The 19,896-nt window shown below is 69.4% G+C and carries 17 protein-coding genes; 9 read left to right on the top strand and 8 right to left on the bottom strand.

The genetic code is table 11. The annotated features are described in order from the left end of the window. Positions 1 to 28: 28 nt before the first annotated feature. Together QHF83_RS24860 and QHF83_RS24865 are read right to left on the bottom strand one after the other, a co-directional pair. Positions 29 to 1,420 (bottom strand): hypothetical protein, encoded by a 1,392-nt coding sequence (locus QHF83_RS24860; RefSeq protein WP_282420407.1) that lies wholly within the window; start codon positions 1,418 to 1,420, stop codon positions 29 to 31. Between the two features lie 84 nt (positions 1,421 to 1,504). After that, positions 1,505 to 2,503, bottom strand: a complete 999-nt coding sequence (locus QHF83_RS24865) for an NAD(P)H-dependent glycerol-3-phosphate dehydrogenase (protein WP_282420408.1) — start codon at positions 2,501 to 2,503, stop codon at positions 1,505 to 1,507. A gap of 108 nt (positions 2,504 to 2,611) precedes the next feature. On the opposite strand from QHF83_RS24865, the gene QHF83_RS24870 reads away from it, so the two are divergent. The 3 genes from QHF83_RS24870 (at position 2,612) to QHF83_RS24880 (ending at position 6,471) form a co-directional block, all read left to right on the top strand. Continuing rightward, positions 2,612 to 3,676 (top strand): hypothetical protein, encoded by a 1,065-nt coding sequence (locus tag QHF83_RS24870; protein ID WP_282420409.1) that lies wholly within the window; start codon positions 2,612 to 2,614, stop codon positions 3,674 to 3,676. Positions 3,677 to 3,736: 60 nt separating this feature from the next. Further along, entirely contained in the window at positions 3,737 to 5,200 is a 1,464-nt protein-coding gene (gene lepB, locus QHF83_RS24875) for a signal peptidase I (RefSeq protein WP_282420410.1), read from the top strand. Positions 5,201 to 5,271: 71 nt separating this feature from the next. Continuing rightward, on the top strand, positions 5,272 to 6,471 hold the full coding sequence (locus tag QHF83_RS24880) for a zinc-binding dehydrogenase (RefSeq protein ID WP_282420411.1): 1,200 nt from the start codon (positions 5,272 to 5,274) through the stop codon (positions 6,469 to 6,471). A gap of 62 nt (positions 6,472 to 6,533) precedes the next feature. On the opposite strand, the gene kbl is transcribed toward QHF83_RS24880, so the two are convergent. Continuing rightward, complete coding sequence (kbl, locus tag QHF83_RS24885) at positions 6,534 to 7,742, bottom strand: glycine C-acetyltransferase (RefSeq protein WP_282420412.1); 1,209 nt, start codon at positions 7,740 to 7,742, stop codon at positions 6,534 to 6,536. Positions 7,743 to 8,001: 259 nt separating this feature from the next. Between kbl and QHF83_RS24890 the strand changes: the two genes are divergently transcribed. Both QHF83_RS24890 and QHF83_RS24895 read left to right on the top strand, forming a co-directional pair. Further along, complete coding sequence (locus QHF83_RS24890; protein WP_282420413.1) at positions 8,002 to 9,087, top strand: hypothetical protein; 1,086 nt, start codon at positions 8,002 to 8,004, stop codon at positions 9,085 to 9,087. 34 nt (positions 9,088 to 9,121) lie between these two features. Beyond that, a complete protein-coding gene (locus QHF83_RS24895) occupies positions 9,122 to 10,528 on the top strand; it encodes a DUF4331 domain-containing protein (RefSeq protein ID WP_282420414.1) in 1,407 nt (468 codons plus the stop codon). 60 nt (positions 10,529 to 10,588) lie between these two features. Here QHF83_RS24895 and QHF83_RS24900 read toward each other — a convergent pair whose 3' ends face one another. Beyond that, positions 10,589 to 11,404 carry a hypothetical protein gene (locus QHF83_RS24900; protein WP_282420415.1) on the bottom strand — a complete coding sequence of 272 codons (816 nt, stop codon included), beginning with the start codon at positions 11,402 to 11,404 and terminating at the stop codon, positions 10,589 to 10,591. A 111-nt stretch (positions 11,405 to 11,515) separates the two neighbouring features. On the opposite strand from QHF83_RS24900, the gene QHF83_RS24905 reads away from it, so the two are divergent. After that, on the top strand, positions 11,516 to 12,079 hold the full coding sequence (locus tag QHF83_RS24905) for a hypothetical protein (RefSeq protein ID WP_282420416.1): 564 nt from the start codon (positions 11,516 to 11,518) through the stop codon (positions 12,077 to 12,079). A gap of 17 nt (positions 12,080 to 12,096) precedes the next feature. Here QHF83_RS24905 and QHF83_RS24910 read toward each other — a convergent pair whose 3' ends face one another. Then, entirely contained in the window at positions 12,097 to 13,059 is a 963-nt protein-coding gene (locus QHF83_RS24910) for a hypothetical protein (protein WP_282420417.1), read from the bottom strand. A 142-nt stretch (positions 13,060 to 13,201) separates the two neighbouring features. On the opposite strand from QHF83_RS24910, the gene QHF83_RS24915 reads away from it, so the two are divergent. Together QHF83_RS24915 and QHF83_RS24920 are read left to right on the top strand one after the other, a co-directional pair. Continuing rightward, entirely contained in the window at positions 13,202 to 14,527 is a 1,326-nt protein-coding gene (locus QHF83_RS24915; protein WP_282420418.1) for a tetratricopeptide repeat protein, read from the top strand. 2 nt (positions 14,528 to 14,529) lie between these two features. Beyond that, positions 14,530 to 15,648 (top strand): HupE/UreJ family protein, encoded by a 1,119-nt coding sequence (locus QHF83_RS24920; protein WP_282420419.1) that lies wholly within the window; start codon positions 14,530 to 14,532, stop codon positions 15,646 to 15,648. A 2-nt stretch (positions 15,649 to 15,650) separates the two neighbouring features. Here the strand turns inward: QHF83_RS24920 and QHF83_RS24925 are convergent, their stop codons facing one another. The 3 genes from QHF83_RS24925 to QHF83_RS24935 all read right to left on the bottom strand — a co-directional run bounded on the left by QHF83_RS24925 (position 15,651) and on the right by QHF83_RS24935 (position 17,825). Next, positions 15,651 to 15,941 carry a hypothetical protein gene (locus tag QHF83_RS24925; protein WP_282420420.1) on the bottom strand — a complete coding sequence of 97 codons (291 nt, stop codon included), beginning with the start codon at positions 15,939 to 15,941 and terminating at the stop codon, positions 15,651 to 15,653. Positions 15,942 to 15,968: 27 nt separating this feature from the next. Further along, on the bottom strand, positions 15,969 to 16,616 hold the full coding sequence (locus QHF83_RS24930; RefSeq protein WP_282420421.1) for a hypothetical protein: 648 nt from the start codon (positions 16,614 to 16,616) through the stop codon (positions 15,969 to 15,971). Between the two features lie 168 nt (positions 16,617 to 16,784). Beyond that, on the bottom strand, positions 16,785 to 17,825 hold the full coding sequence (locus tag QHF83_RS24935) for a polysaccharide deacetylase family protein (protein ID WP_282420422.1): 1,041 nt from the start codon (positions 17,823 to 17,825) through the stop codon (positions 16,785 to 16,787). A 269-nt stretch (positions 17,826 to 18,094) separates the two neighbouring features. Here QHF83_RS24935 and QHF83_RS24940 point away from each other — a divergent pair. Continuing rightward, on the top strand, positions 18,095 to 19,896 hold a 1,802-nt coding region (locus QHF83_RS24940), incomplete at its 3' end, for a serine/threonine-protein kinase (protein WP_282420423.1).

A 19,896-nucleotide genomic window follows, 5' to 3' on the forward strand; every position in this document is an offset into this window, starting at 1 on the left:
TAGGGAGGCCCGGCTACGTTGCCGGGCTTCAGTAAAGCTCGCCGACGAGCGAGACACCTGCGCCGGGGCCCTGGACCGGCATGATGGAGGGGCCGAGGATGCGCGCGAACTTGGGGTGATTGCCGATGCCCATGGTCGTCGCGGGCGCCTGGGTCGTTTGGCTCTTGGACTCGGGCGCGCCGATGAGCGCGCCGCCGGCCGCGCCGAGGAGGGAGAGGACTCCCTGGAAGATCAGGCCGCTGCGCGGATCGGCGTCGTCCGAGAGCGCGTAGAACGGATAGACGAGCGCAGAGACGGCGGCGCCCGCGCCGAAGCCGCCCCACATCCACCCGAGCTGGTTCCACGACGGCGTCCACACCGCGGAGACGCCCGCGGCCGTGACCATGCCGAGGTTGTAGCCGATGAGGCCGCCGAGGAAGACGCCGTCGTTGGCCCACGCGCTCCACGATCCGCTGCTGCCGCCGCCGCCGAACGCGCCGCCCGCCATCGCGCCCCAGAGCGCCGCCGAGCCGACGAACATGCTCGTCTGCGGGCGGAACTTGAGGCCGTAATGCGCGAGGAAGCCGCCGACGCCGCCGACGGTCGAGCTGATGACGTGGGCGCGGAAGTACTCCTTCGGGCCCCACTCCTCGCCCGACTTGGCGGTGGTGTACTGGCGCGTCCAGATGAGCGCGGCCTCGCCCGAGCCGAGCATGATGCCGGTGGCGATCGCGGAGGGGCGGCCGAGGGGCATCTTCGGGCGGTCGAGGAAGAACATCGCGGTCGGCGCGGCGGCGCCGAAGAGCGCGGGCGCGATGAGCGCGAGGCCGGGGTTTTCCGTCTCCGCTTCGAGATCGATCCAGACGCCGGTGGTCACGCCCCAGGCGATCGAGGCGCCGTAGAGGTAGCCCATTTCGAGCTTCGTTCGATCCTGCACGAGCGGGACGACGGGCTGCACGGACGGGCAGGGCGGGCCATAAGGCTGCTGCACGCAGGGCTGCTGGCCATAAGGTTGCTGGCCATAAGGTTGCTGGCCATAAGGTTGTTGCCCATAAGGTTGCTGGCCATAAGGTTGCTGCCCATACGGCTGCTGTCCGTAGGGCTGTCCGTACGGGTTCGGCTGCGGCTGCGTGGGCTGCTGCGGCTGCGTGGGCTGCTGCGGGATCAGCGGCGGCAGGCCCGGGATCGTGGGCAGGCCGGGGAGCGTGGGCTGCTGTTGCGGGGGCTGCTGGGGCTGGTTCGGATCCGGCTGCGGCGCGGGCTGCTGCGGGACGAGCGGCGGCAGGCCCGGGATCGTGGGCAGCGTCGTCGGCAGCGGGAAGGGCTGCGGAGGCGGCGGCTGACCGGACGGATCCGGGACCGGGTTCTGCGCCGCGGCGGTCGCGGCAACGCCAATGGAAAGAGCTGCAGCAAGAAGAGCGAACCAACGCGCACGTAGCATCGCGCCAGGGAGTCTACACCTTTCCCGCTCTCCTGCCTTCTTCTGCGCGATGTCGATCGCGTCGGCGAGGCGCGATCGGGCGCGTCATTCCTTGCGCAGCGACCGGTTCATGAGGTCCACGACCGCCTGGAGCGGGGTCTTTTGCTCGTAGAGCACGCGATAGACCTCGGTCGTGATGGGCAGGTCCACGTCGAGCTTCGTCCCGAGATCGTAGGCGCTCTTCGCGGTCTTGACGCCCTCGGCGACGTGGCCGAGGTGCGTGAGCACGTCGTCGAGCGTGCGCCCGCGGCCCATCTCGTAGCCGACGGTGCGATTGCGCGAGAGCTCGCCGGTACACGTGAGCACGAGGTCGCCGAGCCCGGAGAGGCCCGCGAGCGTGAGGGGGCTACCGCCCTTGACCATGGCGATACGGGCGATCTCCGCGAGGCCGCGCGTGATCACGCCGGCGCGCGCGTTGTGCCCGAAGCCGAGCCCGTCGACGGCGCCCGCCGCGATGGCCACGACGTTCTTCAGCGCGCCGCCGACCTCCACGCCGACGACGTCGTCCGACTGGTAGACGCGCAGCCGCTCCGTGGCGAACGCGTGCTGCACCGCGACGGTCTCGTCGTTGCTCTTGCCCGCGACGACGACGGCCGTGGGCTGCCCCGCGGCGACCTCCTTCGCGAAGCTCGGGCCCGACAGATACGACAGGCGCGGCTCGATCGCGCGCCCGAGCTCGTCGACGAGCACCTCGCTCATCAGCATGAGCGAGTCGTTCTCGATGCCCTTGGTCGCGCTGCAGAGGAGCGCGCGCTCCGGGATGTACGGCCGCGCGAGCTTCACGACCTCGCGCATCGCGTGCGAGGGCACGACGAGCACGACGAGCTCGGCGCCGGAGAGCGCTTCTTCGAGGTCGCCGGTCGCGCGCAGCGTCGGCGGCAGCGGGGCCGAGGGCAGGTACCGCTCGTTGACGCGCCGCTCGTTGATGAGGAGCGCGAGCTCTTCGCGGTGCGACCAGAGGAACGTCGGGTTTTGTTTGTCTGCGAGGACCTTCGCGAGCGCCGTGCCCCACGCGCCCGCGCCGAGGACTGCCACCTTCGACATGAGGCAAAAACGCTATCACCCCTTTCAACGCTTGGGGCTCCGCTCGGACAAGCCGAGCTGCGCCCCAAACCTGCCCGAGGCCGGGCGTATGCACTATTCTCCCCCGCCATGTCCTTCCGTGCCGTCACAGCGCGCCTCCTCTCCGTCGCTTTCGCGCTCTCCTTCGTGGGCGCGAGCTGCGGCCAGACGTCGCTCGCGGTGATGCCCGGCGTCGTGAACGATCCGGGCAACCTCACGCTCCGCCGCGGCATCTTCTCGTTCGCGCGCGGCCAGATCTGTCGCGAAGTGCAGATGCGCAGCGTGCCGCTCAAGCTGCGCGAGGAAGATCCCGCGACGGGCCGCTTCTTCCCGCTCTCCTGCGCCGCGCAGGAGCTCGCCTCGGGCAACCTCTTCCTGCAGTTCGGCGGCTATGGCTACGCCTGGACCAACATCACGAAGCGCATCGGCTTCGATGCGAGCGCGGCCGTCGAGTACGACCACGACTTCCTGATGGATGGCAGCACGATGTACGTCTACTTCCGCGAGCGCGCGACGAGCGCCACGACGTTCGGCTCGCGCCTCGTCGAGCAGCCGCCCGCGCCCGGCGCCTTCGGCCTGCCCGGCGGATCGACGCAAGGCTTCCTCGATCAGGTCGGCGGCGCGGTCCTGAAGAAGGAGATCAGCCGCGGCTTCACGGTCATCCGTGACGCCGACGGCAGCGTCGACTTCGGCCTCGGCGTCGTCGAGAAGGGCAAGCGCCCGGGCTCGCCGTACAAGACCGCGGACAACGGCCGGCTCGTGGTCGCGAACGAGCGCGTCGAGGTGCACCAGAACCAGCGTGATTACACCGGGCCCTTCGAGGTGAAGGGGAAGGGGCAGGCCCTTTACCTCAGCGTGGCGGTCGACGGCGCGCCCGCGGTCGACGTGATCGTCGTGCATCGCGGCGTGGGTGACGCGTGGCTGCAGCAGTACACGACGAGCGTGGCGCTCGGGCCTCCGCCCGCGCCCCCCGTCCTGGACGAGCCCGTGACGAGCGGCATGGTGTGGCGGAGACCGCTGCCGCTGCCGGCCGGGCAGTACTACGTGGTCTTCGACAACACGGCGGCGGCCGGCAGGACGGCTCCGCCCAGCGCGGCCGGTGATGACCGAGCCGCGCTCGTGAGTTACGCGGTCGAAGTCGGGGCCGCGCCTTGAGCTACGCGGTGCCTCTCGCCCTTGCCCTGCCCCAGGGCGGCGTATAGAAAGGCTAACCCCTTGGCAACCACGCCGGAAGAACGGTCTCCCGAGAGCTCGCCCGCCCTCGCCAAAGAAGGCGGCGCGACGGAGGGATCCGACCCGTCTCCTTCGCCCCGGCCGAACACGGGCAGCGCCGGACCGACCTGGCTCCGCGGTCTTTTCTACGCGATCTGGGTCGTCACGCTGCCGTTTGTCCTGGCCATCCTCGTCGTCTGGCTCTTGACGCCGTCGCCCGAGGACGTCCTGGCCGGCGGGCTGCGAGAGTTCGTCAAGGATCAGCCGATCCCCGCGGGCATCGTGCTCTTCACGATCTTCGCGATGCTCGCGTGGCACTTCCGCTACGAGCTGCCGCTCTCGAGCGCGATCGGCGTCGGGCGGAAGGACATCCCGCCGCAAGCGCGGGCGCGATACGAGGAGGCGCAGGCGCTCGTCGACGAGGCGCGGCGCATCCTCAAGCAGAACGCGCGCGAGGTGAACTCGGGGCTCCGGTCGGCCGAGCGTGAGCGCCTCGAAGAGGCCATCAGCAGCCTCGAGAAGGCGATGACCGCCGAGTCGTTCGACCTCGCGGAGTTCGACGCGGCGCACACGCGCGCCGACCGCGCGGTGGGCGAGCACCTGTCGCGCTGGCGCAAGGGCGAGATGCGCGAGTACGCCGAGTCGATCGGCGTGGCCGTGGCGGTCGCGCTCATCCTGCGCGCGTTCGTGATCGAGGCGTTCAAGATCCCGAGCGGCTCGATGATCCCGAGCCTGATGATCGGCGATCACATCTTCGTGAACAAACTGACCTACGGCCCGCTGATCCCGTGGACGGAGAAGCGGCTCTTCTCGAGCCTGCCGCCCACGCGCGGGGACGTGATGGTCTTCAAGTTCCCGGAGAACAAGGAGCAGGACTTCATCAAGCGGGCGATCGCTGGCCCCGGCGACACGCTGGAGGCGATCAACGGCCGCCCGATCATCAACGGCTGGCTCGTGCCGCACTGCTACGTGGGGCGCTACGGCAGCGACGGCTGGCTGTACGTGGAGTACCTGGAGGACAAGTCGTACTTCACGCTGTTCGCGCACGACGACACGCACCCGAACGGCCCCGACGAACCCGTGTGCAAGGGGCAAGAGGACTGCGGGATCGGGCAGTCGTGCAAGGCTGGGATCTGCGGTCATCACCAGGGCCCGTTCAAGGTGGGCGCGAACGAGGTGTGGGTGATGGGCGACAACCGCTACAACAGCCACGACTCGCGGAGCTGGCGCGGCGGGATGGGCGCGGGCGTGCCGTTCGAGAACATCAAGGGCCGCGCGATGTTCGTGTGGATGAGCTTCGCGCCGGGCGGCGGTATCGCGCAGGACAGGCTCTTCGTGAACGTGATGGGTCGTCCGAAGCTCCCCGGCGGGCTCGACGCTTCGCTGCAAGCAGGCCTCGACAAGTGCATGCGCGAGCGCCCGCCGGTCTCCCAGACGACGCCTCCGCCAGGTCGCAAGCTGCGTTAGCTCGCTGCGTCAAGCAGCGATCGTTCGCCTTGGGACTTGCGCCGTCGCGCGCCGCGACGACACTGGCCGACGTGTCTTTCGAGGAGGCGCACAACGTGAGCGACGCGATGCAGGCCCTGACGTACGACCGCGAGACCGATCCGTGGGAAAACACCACGGGCCTGCGAAAGACCGAGGTGGAGAAGCCGCGCATCGACGAGACGAGCGACTACCACGATCGGTCGATGGTGCTCATCAAGCCCATCATGACCGGCTTCTGCGGCTCGGATCGTGGCATCTGGTTCCGCACGGCCTTCAAGGACATGATCTTCAAGTCGCTCGAGCGCGACAAGAAGTCGTCCCGCGTGATCGGGCACGAGCTGCTCGGCCGCGTGGTGGAGCTCGGCACGGACGCGAAGCGGCAATTCGGGCTCGAGGTGGGCGACGTGGTGACGACGGAGAGCCACATCCCCTGCGGCGTTTGCTACCAGTGCCGCATCGGCGACACGCACGTCTGCGCGGACGACAAGATCATCGGCATCAGCGAGGACGGCTGCTTCGCCGAGCTCGTGAAGCTGCCCGCGAAGAACCTCTGGAGGACGGACATCACGAAGATCCGGCCGGAGGTCGCGGCGATCCAGGAGCCGTTCGGCAACGCGGTGCACGCGTGCACGAAGGTGAACCTGCGCGGCAAGCGCGTGGCGATCGTCGGATGCGGGACGATCGGCCTGTTCGCCGTGGCCGTCGCGCGGGCGATGGGCGCGAACTACATCATCGGCGTCGAGCCGATGGAGAGCCACGCGGAGATGGCGCGGCGGCTCGGCGCGGACGTGGTGCTCCGGCCGCAGCTGCAGAATGGTTCGAAGGACAAACCGCACAAGAGCGACCCGGAGCTGACGGAGCGCATCCGGAAGCTGACGGACGGCGTCGGCGTGGACGTGGCGCTCGAGATGAGCGGCGTGAACTCGAGCGTGAACAACGCGATTCACGCGGTTCGTCGCGGCGGCGACGTGATCCTGTTCGGCCTGAAGAGCGGCGACGCGGTGATCGAGAACTTCGATCGGCTGATCGTCGACGGCATCAGCCTGCACAGCGTGATCGGCCGCCGGATCTTCGAGACGTGGCACATCACGCGGCATCTCCTGGAGTCGCGTGATCCGAACATCCACGACCTCATCTGGGAGGTCATCCTGAAGCGCGGCGAGGGGACGATGTTCGACTTCCGCGAGTACGACGCGTCGGACTTCCAGAAGGCGATCACGACCTATCCGAAGGTCGTCATCCGGTATTGAGCTGAAACACCCTCCCCCCCGGCCCCTCTCCCGTCGCGGGAGAGGGGTGTGGAGGCGCGTTTTCAGCTCAGGACGCCGAGCTTCTTTCCCACGCGCGTGAACGCCTCGATCGCTTGCTCCACGTGCTCGGGCGTGTGCGCGGCGCTGAGCTGCACGCGGATGCGGGCCTCGCCCTTCGGCACCACCGGGTACGAGAAGCCGATCACGTAGATCCCTTCCTCCAGCATCGCCGCGGCCATCTCGCCCGCGAGGCGCGCGTCGCCCAGCATGATCGGCACGATCGGGTGGATGCCCGGCTTGATGGTGAAGCCCGCCGCCGTCATGCCCTCGCGGAAGCGGCGCGCGTTCGACATCAGCCGCTCGCGCAGCGCGGGCTCGCGCTCGAGCAGCTCGAAGACCGCGATCGACGCGCCCGCGATCGGCGGCGCGACCGTGTTCGAGAACAGGTACGGCCGCGAGCGTTGGCGGAGCAGGTCGATGATCTCGCGCCGGCCCGTGGTGAAGCCGCCGCTCGCGCCGCCGAGGGCCTTGCCGAGCGTGGACGTCATGACGTCGATGCGGTGCAGGACGCCACACTCCTCGGGCGTGCCGCGGCCCGTCGCGCCGATGAAGCCCGTCGCGTGCGAGTCGTCGACCATCACCATCGCGCGATACTTGTCCGCGAGATCGCAGACCACGTCGAGCTTCGCGAGGTAGCCGTCCATCGAGAAGACGCCGTCGGTCGCGATCATGCGGATGCGCTTGTCCTGCGTCTTTCGCAGCGCGTCCTCGAGCGCGGCCATGTCGCCGTTCGTGTAGCGGTGGCGCTCGGCCTTGCAGAGTCGGATGCCGTCGATGATCGAGGCGTGGTTCAGCGCGTCCGAGATGATCGCGTCTTCCTCGCCGAGCAGCGTCTCGAAGAGGCCGCCGTTCGCGTCGAAGCACGACGAGTAGAGGATCGTGTCATCGGTGCCGAAGAAGCGGCTGATCGTGCCCTCGAGCTGCTTGTGCAGGTCCTGCGTGCCGCAGATGAAGCGGACGCTGGAGAGGCCGAACCCGTGCGTGTCGATGGCGTGCTTGGCCGCCTCGATGACCTCGGGGTGCGAGGAGAGGCCGAGGTAGTTGTTCGCGCAGAAGTTCAGGACCTCGCGCGGCGCGGCGCCTGCGGGGCCGCCGGTCGTGCGGATGCTCGCGCCCTGGGGCGTCGTGACGACGCGCTCGTCCTTGTAGAGGCCGGCCGAACGTATCTCGCTGAGGGTCTGGGCGTAGATGGACTTCGCAACGTCGAACATGGCGCGCGCAGTCTAGATCGAGGGGCGTTCGTGGTCGATGCCCGCTTCCTCCGTCAGGGAATCGCGCCATTCCCCGAATCACGTGCAGCATCGCGCAACCGCGGCCACTCGTCGGGCGTAGCCCGCGAACCCCGATAAAGGGGTATCGCCGGTCGATCCACGCATCCCTCTCGTCGAGGTTCGTGCCACCGATTTAATCGGTCGTGGCACGAGCTGCAAGCGCGGCGGCTGGGTGGGGAGGCCCATTGAAGGAGGAAGCATGAGGGAAACGAGGCATTTCCGCCTCTTGCGCCCCATCGCCGTGACGGGCTTGCTTTTCGCCGCCATCGCCGCGCAGGGTTGTGGTGACGATCCGAAGCCGCCTGGAAACACGACGACGTCGTCGAGCTCGTCCAGCAGCGGGACAGGGGGCACGGGAGGCACCGGGGGCACGGGAGGCGCCGGGGGCACGGGCGGCAGCGGGGGGGCGGGCACGTTCGATGTCGCGACCGCTTCGAATCACGCGTCGTTCCGGCGCCCGTTCGACGCGACCCCGGATCCGGCGGGCGGGGACGTCTATTTCACGGGGCTCGACGCGAATGGCGACCCGGCCATTTTCAAGGCGAAGGGCGATAACTCCGCGCCTCCGCAGGTGCTCTTCAAGGGCGCGCCGCTCGTGGCGCCGCTCAACCTCGCGACGAGCACGGACGGCGGCAAGCTCTTCATCGCGGACGTGGGCGCCGAGGATCCCACGGGCGATCGCGGTCGCATTTTCTCGATCGCGAACGACGGCGGCACGCTGATCGAAATCACGGCGGCGGACGCCTACCGGCCGCGCGGCATCGAGATTCGCGATGAGGGCGGCAAGGACGTGATTTATTTCGCCGGCACCGATCCGAACGGCATCCCCGGCATTTTCAAGCTAGCCGCTGATGGAAGCGGCAGCGTGTCGAACGTCGCCAAGGGGCCCGATATCGTGGACCCCAGCGGCGTCGCGGTGTCGGTCGAGGGCACCGTGTACACCTGCAATACCGTGAGCGGCGACGGGCTCGGCAGCATCGTCGCCGTCCCGCAGAATGGCCAGATGACGACGATCCTTTCGGGCATTCGCGTGGGGTATCCCTGCGGCGTCGCGCTCACGAAGGGCGACAGCACCCTGCTCGTCTCCGCGCTCGACACGGGCAAGCAGACCGACGTCTTGATCTCCGTGGATCTCGGGACGAACGCGCCGACGTACCTGTCGCAGGACATCGACACGTTCCATGAGGCCGCGGGCCTGCATCGCGCCAAGAAGGGCGGCAATACGTTCGCCTTCGTCGATAGCACGGCCAACGGTGGGACCGTGTTCCGCGTGACGTTACCGTGAGCGCCAGAGGGCAAAAAAAGGAGTTTGTCTCATCATGATGAAGCGAATGATCCGGACGAGCGCTGCCCTCGCGGCACTCACGATTCTCGGAACGGCGGGCACGGCGATGGCTTCGAGCCACGGCGAGGCGCCGGCGATCGGCGAGGACCCCCGCGCCGACAACACCGATCTATATGCCTGGGTCGAGGGGCAGAACCTCGTGATCCTGGCGAACTACATTCCCCTCGAGGAGCCCGCCGCCGGCCCGAACTGGCACAAGTTCTCGGACGACGTGCTCTACGAGATTCACATCGCGCGCGGCCCGAACAGCCTCGATGACGCGCTGACCTATCAGATCCGCTTCAGCTCGTCGCCGTATCCGGTCGTCGATCCGGCGAACATGCAGGCCCCCGTCGGCGGCGGCAAGGAGTTCTTCTCCCAGCTCTCCGGCTCGAAGCAGACGTATTCGGTGACGAAGCTCGTCGATGGGAAGAACCCGACGATCATCGTGCAGAACGCGCCCGTCGCCCCGCCGAACGTCGGTCCCCGGACGAACTCGATCGCCTACGAGATCCCGGCAGGCACGACGTACGAGCAGTTCTTCGTGGACGAGAGCGGGACGTCCGTCATCCGGAGCCTCAATGGCGGCGAGGGCCGCGTCTTCGCCGGCCCGCGCGACGACGGCTTCAGCGTCGACCTCGGCGCGGTCTTCGATCTCGCCGGCCTCGAGACCGTGCTCGGCGGCACGCCCTACGACAACGTGTCGGGATACAACGTGCACACGATCGCGCTCGAAATCCCGCTCACGGTGGCGAACGGCGGCACGGCGGTCGTCCCGGGCACGGCGAACGACGCCCAGACGATCGGCGTCTGGGCCTCGGCGAGCCGCCGCAAGACCCGCATTCTGCGCAAGAAGGAGGCGCATGACGATTTCGGCCCTTGGGTGCAGGTCTCGCGCCTCGGCCTGCCGCTCATCAACGAGGCGGTGATCGGCATTCAGGACAAGGACAAGTTCAACCGGACGCACCCGAAGGACGACGTCGCGAACTTCGGCGCGTACATCCTGAATCCGGTGATCGTGCGCGACGCCGAGTTTGCGGGTTTCTACGCGGCCGGCGGTCCGCTCGCGGGTTGTCCGGGCGGCGCGGCGGGGCTCAAGTCGAACCGCACGGACATCATCGACATCATCAGCCTGAACGGCGCGCTCGGGCACAACATCACGGCGATCGGCGACGTGCTGCGCGTCGATCTCGGCATTGCCTCGACGTTCCCGAACGGCCGCAAGGTCAACAAGGGCACGAACAAGGAAGAGGACGTGACCGACGTCGAGCTGAGCCTGCTGCTCTGCAAGCTCGCGGCGCCCGTGGCTGACGGCGTGGACACGAACGACGCGACGTTCAAGAGCACGTTCCCGTACCTCGCGCCGCCCTGGGAGGGGTCGACGCGCGGCAAGGGGGAGTGATCGCGGTTTCTCGATCGCAATCGGTTGCCATGGAGAGCCCCGCCTCGGCGGGGCTTTCCGCTATCTGGGGGAAAACGCGGGGGGCGAGAGGCGTGTCCCCGGGGGCAAACCTCGCATCGTCGGGTCGTCGATGTATTTTTGCACGTAGGCGCGCTTCGACGCGATCACGTCCTTCAGCGCGGGCGAGGCGGTCGTCGCGATGTCGTCGAGCGCGTGGGCCAGAAATTCGGCCGCGCGGGGCACCGTGAGGGTTTGTCCGCGGAGTATCTCGATTTTCTCCGCGTCCGTCTCCGCCGCGCGGAGCGCCTCGATCACGACGAGCTCGGGCAATACGTCGATCGCGAGGCGCTGCACGACCTGCATGCGACGCATGCCCTCGCCCCCGTCGAAGGCCGCGAGCACGGCATTCTCGGTGTCGTCGTACGAGACGAGGATCCAGGGCTCGCCGACCTTCGGAGGCGGCGAGACACGAATGCCCTCGTTCGGAAGGTCGAAGCCGGAGACGTGACGCACGGACAAACGCGCGCCGAGCCGCTCGGGGTGGTCGAGCGGCGGGAGGTCGCAGACGGCCGCGACATACGCGACGAACGAGGGCGAGGTGGCCTTCGCGAGCGCCGCGTCGACGTGCGCCTGCGTGAGGCGCGCGGGCAGGCCGCTGCTCGGTCCGATGGCCGTGCGCAGGGTGATGCGGCGGCTGCCGCTGCCGAAGAAGGCGAGCGCGACGAGGAGCACGATCCCGGCGAGGCCGACGGGGAGCCTGCGGTCGCCGAGGCGCGCTTTGATCTGCGGGCGGGCGAGGGCCACGACGAGCGTCACGAGCCCGAGGACGGCGACGTAAAAACCCAGGAAATGGCCGCCCGACATGCTGCCGCTCATCGGAGGACCTCAGCGGCCGGAAGCGGCGGGCATTTCGCCCGCCGGAGGGTCGGGATACGATGGAGTTTGGTGGAGGTGGGCATGGCCAGTCGCTGGGTGACAAGGTGCTTCGTGATCATGTGCCTCGGCGTCTTCGGGGCCGGGTGCGTCGATCCGGGGCGAGAAGACAGGGCGCTCGCCGAGATGGACGCCGTGAGGCGAGAGTCCGCCGCGCGCGAGACGCAGATCCGCGTGCTGGAGGAGCGGCAAGCCGCGTTCACGCAGCAGATGGCCATGGTGATGGCCCTGGCGCAAGCGAGCTATGGCCGCGACGCGCGGAGGGACAAGGACGACGAGCGGGATCAGCGGATCGCCGAGATGTCCGCCCGGCTCGCCCGCGTCGAGGGCATGGTGTCGCGCATCCACGCGACGGAAGTGCCGCCCGAGGGCGACGTCGCAGCGGCGCGGCGCGCGGCAGAGCAAGGCTCGGCCGAGGAGCGAGCGGCCGCGGTGCGCAAGGTGCAAGCGCTGCTCGATTCGGGGCAGGTGAAGGTGACGGTGCGCGGGGGGAAGGTGCAGCTCTCGCTGCTGCGCCCGCTCGATGGGAAGGATCCGTATACGGGCCAGCCCGGGCCGCCGCCGAAGCCCTCGACGCCGCCGCCGCAGATGGACGCGGACATGTTGCAGTGGCGTTGAGCGAGCTCGCTCGTTCGTCACAACATGCTGCACTTCATGCCGCACGTGCCGGCCTTGCTCGCGCCGCGGTGCAGGCAGCCGCCGCGGCATTCGATGTCGTAATCACACGGAGCGCCCGGCTCCTTCGGGCCGATGCATGTGCCCACCTCGCAGGAGAACCCCGGGGCGCACACGCGCTTGCAGCGTTGTCCCTCGCGCGGGAGAGCGCCCGCGCGGCATTTGCCCTCGTCGCAGATCTTGCCCGCGCCGCACTCGACGTCGAGCTTGCACGCGCCGCCCTCGACCACGAGATCGCGGCAACGGCGCTGCCCGCAGTAGCCTGAGCACTCGGGGTGGCGCGCCTCGAACGTGTCCTGCCGCGTGAGGGCCGCGAGCGTGTCGACCGAGACGCCGCACGGGTACCCCGTCGGGAGCGGTTTGCGGCACGTGCCCATGTCCGTGGGGCCCACGCCGAGGCATCGGAGTCCGTCGCTGCATTCGAGCGACGATCGGCATGGTTTGTCCGCGGCGACCGTACCCCGCACGAGGCCGTCACACGCGGCAGGCAGCGGCGCGCCCGTCGGACCAACCCAATCGCAGCCGTCGTGCGCTTTCTCCATCGCGGCGATGCATGCGTCGGCCGCGGCCGCGTCCACGGAGACGGCCTTTTCCCGCAGCGCGTAGCTCAAGGTGCGCGTGCATTCGGCGGCGAGCGAGAACCCGGGCGCGTGTCCGCAACAGGTCGCCTTGCGCTTCGTGGGCACGCCGTGAAGCGCCTCGCAGAGCTTCTCGGCGAGCGGATCGGGCGGGTCATTGGTCTTCGGGTAGACCGGGCGCACCTCGTCGTCACCCGACGACTTGTTCGCGGTCGGCGCGCTCGCGCTCGGCGCCGCGGAGGCGCTCGCGCTCGCCGAAGGTGCGGCTTCTCGGCCCGCGTCCTTCCCGCACGTGCAGCCGCCGAACGCGGCGAAAACGAAGAGCAGAAGGAAAGCGGGCCTCATGCGTAGATCATCGCATCGCAGAGACGGTCCCCGCCCAGCAAGGCTTTTTTTTGATACGTTTTCGTGGGGCCGGAGAGGCCCGTTGCGCGTAGCGCGTGAAGCCATCGTGCCCCCGAGCGAGCGTATCTCCCGAACCCCGAGCATGCGTTGCCTCGCAGCCCTGCTCGTCCTCGTGATCCCCGCCTGCAACAAGGCCGAGCAGGAAGCCGGGCCCGCGCCGATCGCCTCGGCCGCCGTCGCTTCGTCGGCCACGACGCAGGACGAAGCGACGAGGACGACACGCGCGCTCGCCCTGCAAAAACCGAGCGGATCGAGCGCCGTCGACAAGGAGATCGAGATCCTCGAGCGGCGCATCGAGAAGACGCCCGATCCGATCGATCCATGGATCCTGCTCGGGCGCGCGTGGATCCGGAAAGCTCGGCACGAGTCGGATCCGGGGTACTACTTGAATGCCGGCGCGGTCGCGGATCTGGTGCTCGGCCGCGAGCCGAAGAACCGGCCGGCGCGGAACCTGCGCGCAGCGGTTCTCTTGGATGGCCACGCGTTCGTGGAGGCGAAGGACCTCGCCGATCAGATCCTCGCCGACGATCCGGAGGATCTGCTCGCGCTCGGGACGAAGGCGGACGCGGCGCTCGAACTCGGCAATTTCGACGAGGCGCTCGCGAGCGCGCAGCGCTTGATGGATCTGAAGCCGAGCCTGCCGGCGTACGGGCGCGCGGGCCTTCTGCGCTGGCTGCAAGGGGATCCCGCGGCCGCGAAGAAGAACTACCGTGCGGCGATGGACGCGAGTGATCCGCGTGATCCCGAGCCGCTGGCGTGGGTGCTCGTGGAGGCGGCGAAGGTCTTCTGGCACGAGGGCGACGTCGACGGCGCGGACAAGGGCTTCGATCGCGCGCTCAGCGCCGTCGCGGACCATCCGCCGGCGCTCGTCGGCAAGGCGCGCGTGGCGCTCGCGAAGGGCGACGCGAAGCGCGCCGCCGAGCTCGCCGCGCGCGCGTTCGCGAAGAGCCCGCTCTGCGAGACGGCGTGGCTGCTCGGCGACGCGCGGAAGGCCGCGGGCGACGAGAAGGGCGCGGAGGAGGCGTACAAGCGTGTCCGGGAGATCGGCCGCGCGAGCGACAAGCGCACGCTCGCGGCGTTCCTCGCGTCGAAGGACGAGGAGCACGACGAGGCGCTCGCGCTCATCCGCGAGGAGATGAAGGTCCGCAAAGGCATCCACACGACGGACGTCCTCGCGTGGGCGCTCTACCGAAAGGGCGATTTCGCCGCCGCGCGCAAGGAGAGCGACGCGGCGCGCGCGCACGGCACGCGTGAGCCGATGCTCTTGTTTCACACGGGCGCGATCCGCATCGCGCAGGGCGAGAAGAAAGAAGGCGAGAAGCTCGTGCGCGAGGCGCTCACCATGAACCCGCACTTCGACGCGGCCGCCGTGGCCGAGGCGAAGAAGCTCCTCGGCGAGGGAGGTTAGGCGTGCGATTCCGCGCCCGCTTCGCCGCGCTGATCACGCTCCTCGGCGTGCTCCTCGTGCTCCTCTCGCGGGACGCGTCGGCCCATCAGGTGGGTTTGTCCCGGGGCGAATACAAGATCGACGGGGCCACGATCACCGCGGAGCTCGTCTTCGCGCGGCGCGAGGTGCTGTCGCTCGTCCGGAGCATGGACGAGGACGGCGACGGGGCGATTTCACCGACCGAGATCCAGCACGCCCGCGATGCGCTCGGCCGCGCGGTGGTCGAGCGGGTCTCCGTGCGCGCCGGCGAAGGCGTTTGTCCGGGGAGGCTCGACGACGCGTTTCTCGTGGAAGAGGACGGTTTTTCCCTGCGCATCGTGTACCGATGCCCGGCGCCTCCCCGCGCGGTGCGCGTGCGCCTCGACGTGCTCGACGATCTCCCCTACGGCCATCGCCACGTCGCGCGCGCCGACGTGGGCACAGGGCCCACCGAGCACGTGCTCTTCGGGGCGAATCGCGAGATGGGGATCGCGGGTTTGCCCGGCGGCGGCGCGTCCGCGGCGGCGCCGAAAGCCGAGCCGAAGAGCGAAGGCTTCGTCGGTTTTTTCCGGATGGGCATCGAGCACATCCTCTTCGGCTACGACCACCTGGTCTTCCTCTTCGGCCTCGTGCTCGTCGGCGGCCGTCTGCGCTCGCTCCTGCTCGTCGTCACGGCGTTCACGGTGGCGCATTCGATCACGCTCGGGCTCGCCGTGCTCGGGATCTGGGCGCCGAGTGGGCGGATCGTCGAGCCGATCATCGCGCTCTCCGTCGCGTACGTCGGGGTCGAGAACCAGTTCGTGAAGGACGCCGAGAAACGCTTTCTCATCACGTTCCCGTTCGGCCTCGTGCACGGCTTCGGGTTCGCGGGCGCGCTCGGGGAAATCGCGCTCCCCAGGCCGCAGATTCCAGGCGCGCTGCTCGCGTTCAACCTGGGCGTCGAGGCCGGGCAGATCGCCGTGCTCGCGGTCGTGCTGCCGCTGCTCGTCACGGCGCAGAAGCGCAAATGGTTGGAGAAGCGCGGCGTGAAGATCCTGAGCCTCGGCATTGCCGCGCTCGGGCTCGCGTGGTTCGTCCTGCGAGTCGTGGACGCCGAAAGCTAGCGTCAGCGCTTTTGATCGTCCGGGACCAGGGCGGGGACCGGAATCGACACGCGAGGCGGGGGCGGGACGAAGGGGCGGGGCACGCGGATCGAGGCGGCGACCTGCGCGACCTCGGGGAACATCTTGCCGATCCCCTCGACGAACGCCGCGCGGGAGGCGTCGTCGGGCGACCGCGCCGAGGCCCCGGCCGTCGCGAGCGCGGCCGAGAGCTCGTAATACCAGGCCGAAAGAGATGCGTGCGCCTCCAGGAGATCCCGGAGCGTCTCCTCCGACACGATGACGTTCTTACCCATACCCGCTCAGCATAACCCAGGTCCGTATCAACCAGGCAGCCAGAGCAGGCCGTCCATGATCGGCTCGAGGCAACTCACGACCTGCGAGCCGACGTCGCCGCACGAGAGGTTTTTCAGGCAAACCTCGAACGCCATGCGGCCGCGCCGGTTCATCGCGCCGACGGCGCGCTCGAGGTGTGGCGCGAGGCCATTGCCGAGCTCGCCTCGGCACTCGTCGTACGTGGCCTCGCCGCATCGGGCCATGCGCCCGCAGATCGCGGTGACGTACGGCGTGATCTCCTCGACCTTCACCACCACCGCGTCGAGCGCGGACGATCCGCAGCGGCTCACCTCGGCCGCGTAGGCGCTCGTGAACGGATCGCCGTCGAACTTGTCGAGCGCGGCGCGCGAGCAGCTCGCCGTGCGCCTCAGCATCTCCGGCGACGCCATCGTCTTCGCCTCGATGCACTCGTCCCGGCTCGGCCAGCGCTCTTTGTCGCCCGTGGCGCGCTGGTAGAGCGCTTCGAGGTACTCGCACCAGACGCGCTGCGCGGCTCGCTCGTCGGCCGCTTCCACGAGGGCCGGATCTTCGGTGGTTCCCGCGACCTTCACGATGTTCGGATTGGCCGAGCGGGCGTCCCGGTTTCCCTTCGGCGCAGCTCCACAACCCACGGCCGCGAAGGCGGCGGAGGCCATGGCGAGCGAAAGCAGGAGAGCCCCGAGGGAGCGACGACGGAGTTTGCGTGACACGAGCCACCTGACCTTCCCGGGCGGAAGCCCGCGAACGAGATGGGCAAACACCGGGCCTCGCGGATGGGCAGATCGGAGCCGCTCCCGAGAGGACGTCCGGGCTGCAAGGCCCCATCAAGGCCGTGCGATCATCAGCGCCTTGAAGAGCGGTCCTTCGAACTCCGGGCCCATCGCGATGCGCGGCACGTTGAGCGGGTCCGCTCGGTCGCGCATGCAGAAGCCCGTCGCGTTCGTGAAGCCGAGGTCGAAGCCCGCGTCGCGCGCGACACGCAGGAACGGCCCCTGGACCTGATGGCCCACGGGATACGCCACGGTGCGCACGTCCTCTTCGAGCACGTCGGAGAGCACGCGGCGCGATCGGCCGAGATCGGTGAGCGCTTCCTCGGGCGTCATCGTGGCGATCACGCGGTGCTCGTGCGAGTGCGAGGCGACGCTCATCCCGGCGTCCGCGAGCGCCCGGACCTCGCGGAAGCTCATGATGGTGCGCGCCGCGATGGAGCGCTCCTCCGCGGGGTCGAGCGTGACGTCGACGGCGCGCGAGAGCTCGTCGAAGAAGCGCGCGAGATCGAGCCCCGGCGTGCGCTTGACGAGGTCGAGCAGGAAGCGCTTGGCGGCGGCGGGATCACGTCCGAGGTCGAGCAGGATCGTGCGCGGATACGTGATCACGAGCGTGCGCTTCTGGCAGCGCCGGAGGAGCAGCGCGATGCGATCCCACCAGAACATGCGCCCCGCGTCGGGGAAGGCCGTGGGGACGAAGAACGTCGCGGTCGCGCCGGCTCTCGTCAGAACGGGCAGGGCGACGTCGTGGCAATCGCGGTAGCCGTCGTCGAAGGCCAGCATCACGGCGTTCGCGGGCAGCGGCCCGCCCCGGAGGAAGCGGCGCACGTCGTGGAGCGACACGAACGCGCCGTGCTGCTTCACCACCTTGATCTGCTCGGCGAGCCCGCGCGCGTCGGTCTCGCGCACGTCGGCGTCGAGCTCGCCCACGGCCGAGGCGTCGGCGATCCGGTGGTACGTGAGCACCATGAGGGATCGCGCGACGAGCTTCGTCCGCATGGAGAGCAGCCGGTCCAGGATGCCCAGCGTGTCGAGCGCACGCGCCAGCCGCACACGCTTGGAAGGCCGCACCTTGAGGCGCACGGGGTGGAGGTACATCGAGCTGATGTAGTTGAGCACACTTTTGTCGAAGCGCCCGTACCCCACGGTTGCGCACGCTTTGCTCGATTTTTCCGTCCGTGGCGGGGGGAAACCTGCGCGTGTGGACAGGATCCGCCGACAGCGTGCCTGCGATTTGGGGAAGACGACTCGGCTCCGGTATGATCGCGCCAATGTTCCCGAGTGAGCCCGTTCCCGAGCGTATCGGGGCGTACAAAGTGCTCCGAAGGTTGTCCGGAGCGGGCTCGGCGGACGTGTACGTCGGACGCATGGAAGGTCCGATGGGCTTCTCGCGGCTCTGCACGCTGAAGCTCGTCCGGAACACGATCGAGGGCGACGCGCACTTCGCCGAGGAGCTCGTGCGCGAGGCGGCGATCTGCGCGGTGCTGAACCACCCGTCGATCCAGCGGATGTTCGACTTCTTCGAGCACGACAAGCACCTCGTGCTGGTGCTCGAGCACGTGGAAGGCGTGACGCTCGATCGGCTCCAGGACGTGCTCGGGCGGCAGAAGTCGAAGCTCGACGACCGGACCATCGCGTTCCTCGGTCGCGCGCTCGGCGGCGCGCTCGCGCACGCGCACGCGGCGAAGGACGAGGAGGGGACGCCGACGCCCGTCATCCACCGGACGATGCACCCGGAGAACGTGCTGATCGGCTGGGACGGTCAGGTGCGGCTGACGGGGTTCGGGCTCGGGAAGATCCTCGGGCGGAGCCCGGACACGGTGGCGTTCGTGATCAAGGGCGCGCCGGGGTTCATGGCGCCGGAGCAGGCGCGCGGCGAGCGCGTGACGCCGAAGGCCGACGCGTACGGGCTCGCGGTGCTGCTCTGGTCGCTCTACGCGGGGGCGAAGCCGCCCGAGGTGGGCACGCGGCCCATGCCGCTCGCGGTGCTGCGGTCGGATCTGCCGAAGGAGCTGACGAGCGCGATCGACGCGGCGCTGGAGCCCTCCCCGGACAAACGGAAGGTGTCGTGTCAGGAGCTCGAGCGGGTCCTGAACAAGGCGCCGGGGATCGAACTGGGGCAGAAGGACCTCGAAGAGAAGGTCGCGCCGCTCAAGGGTCCGCGGTCGAAGGCGACCGAAGGGGAGGGCGGGCCGCGGAAGCGGGTGCCGCTCGAGTCGGTGCGGCCCGCGAAGCCGCCGCCGTCGAGCAAGCAGCGGCTCTCGGTGCCGCCGCCTTCACGGCCGCCGGGGCGTTTGTCGGAACGACCCGCGGCGGACGGCGGCGATGGGCCGGCCTCGGTGTACCCGCTGTTGCGGGCCCTCGCCGAGCGCGTTCCGGGGCCGCCGAAGCTACCGCTCGCAGTGGTCGAGGCCGAGGCGGACGTGCAGCCGGAGGCGCCCACGGTGCGGCCGGCGCAGACGCCGGCGGGCGCGGCGCGGGGGCCGTCGAAGCCGTCGATCGCGGCGCCGCTCGGGGCCGTGGTGCCCGAGAGCGAGTGGAAGGAATCGGTGCCGGACGAGGAGCTGTTCGATCAGCTCTTCGAAGATGCGACGTCGCGCTCGGGCATCAGCCTGGCAGCGATGGGCTTCACCGCCGAGGAGCGGGAGAAGGCCGCGCTGGCGATCACCGAACCCGATCAGGTGACGGCGCGAAAAGACAGGGTGACGCCTCCACCGGGGCCGCCCACGCTCGGATCGGGCAAGGTCATGGCTGCGCCGGCGAAGGTCATGACCGGGACGGAGAAGGTCGTCCCGTCAGGGCCGAAGGTCGGGGGCAGCGCGGACAAGGTCGTCCCCGGTCCTTCCAAGCTCACGTCCGGAGCGGGGAAGGTCACGCCCATTCCTCCCCCTCTCACGCCCGGAGCGGGGAGAGTCGACGCTCCGCCGGCGATCGTGCCCCCGACGCTGCCGGAGGTGCTCGATCCGGCGGCCGCAGGGAAGGTGGGAGGCAAGCGGCTGGAGCTCGCGGACACGGTGATGGCACTGCCCAAGTTGCCGGAGCCGACGTCCGCGGCGCCGCCTGCGCTTCCCGCGTTCGCGCCGCCGCCGGTGCCGCCGGCCGCGCCGAAGCCGACGGCCGCGCCGAAGCCGCCGGCGATGGGCGCGCCGCCCGTGGCGCCGCCGATGGG

This window comes from Polyangium sp. 15x6 (assembly GCF_029960785.1).
In the GTDB taxonomy this organism is placed as follows: Bacteria; Myxococcota_A; Polyangia; order Polyangiales; family Polyangiaceae; genus Polyangium.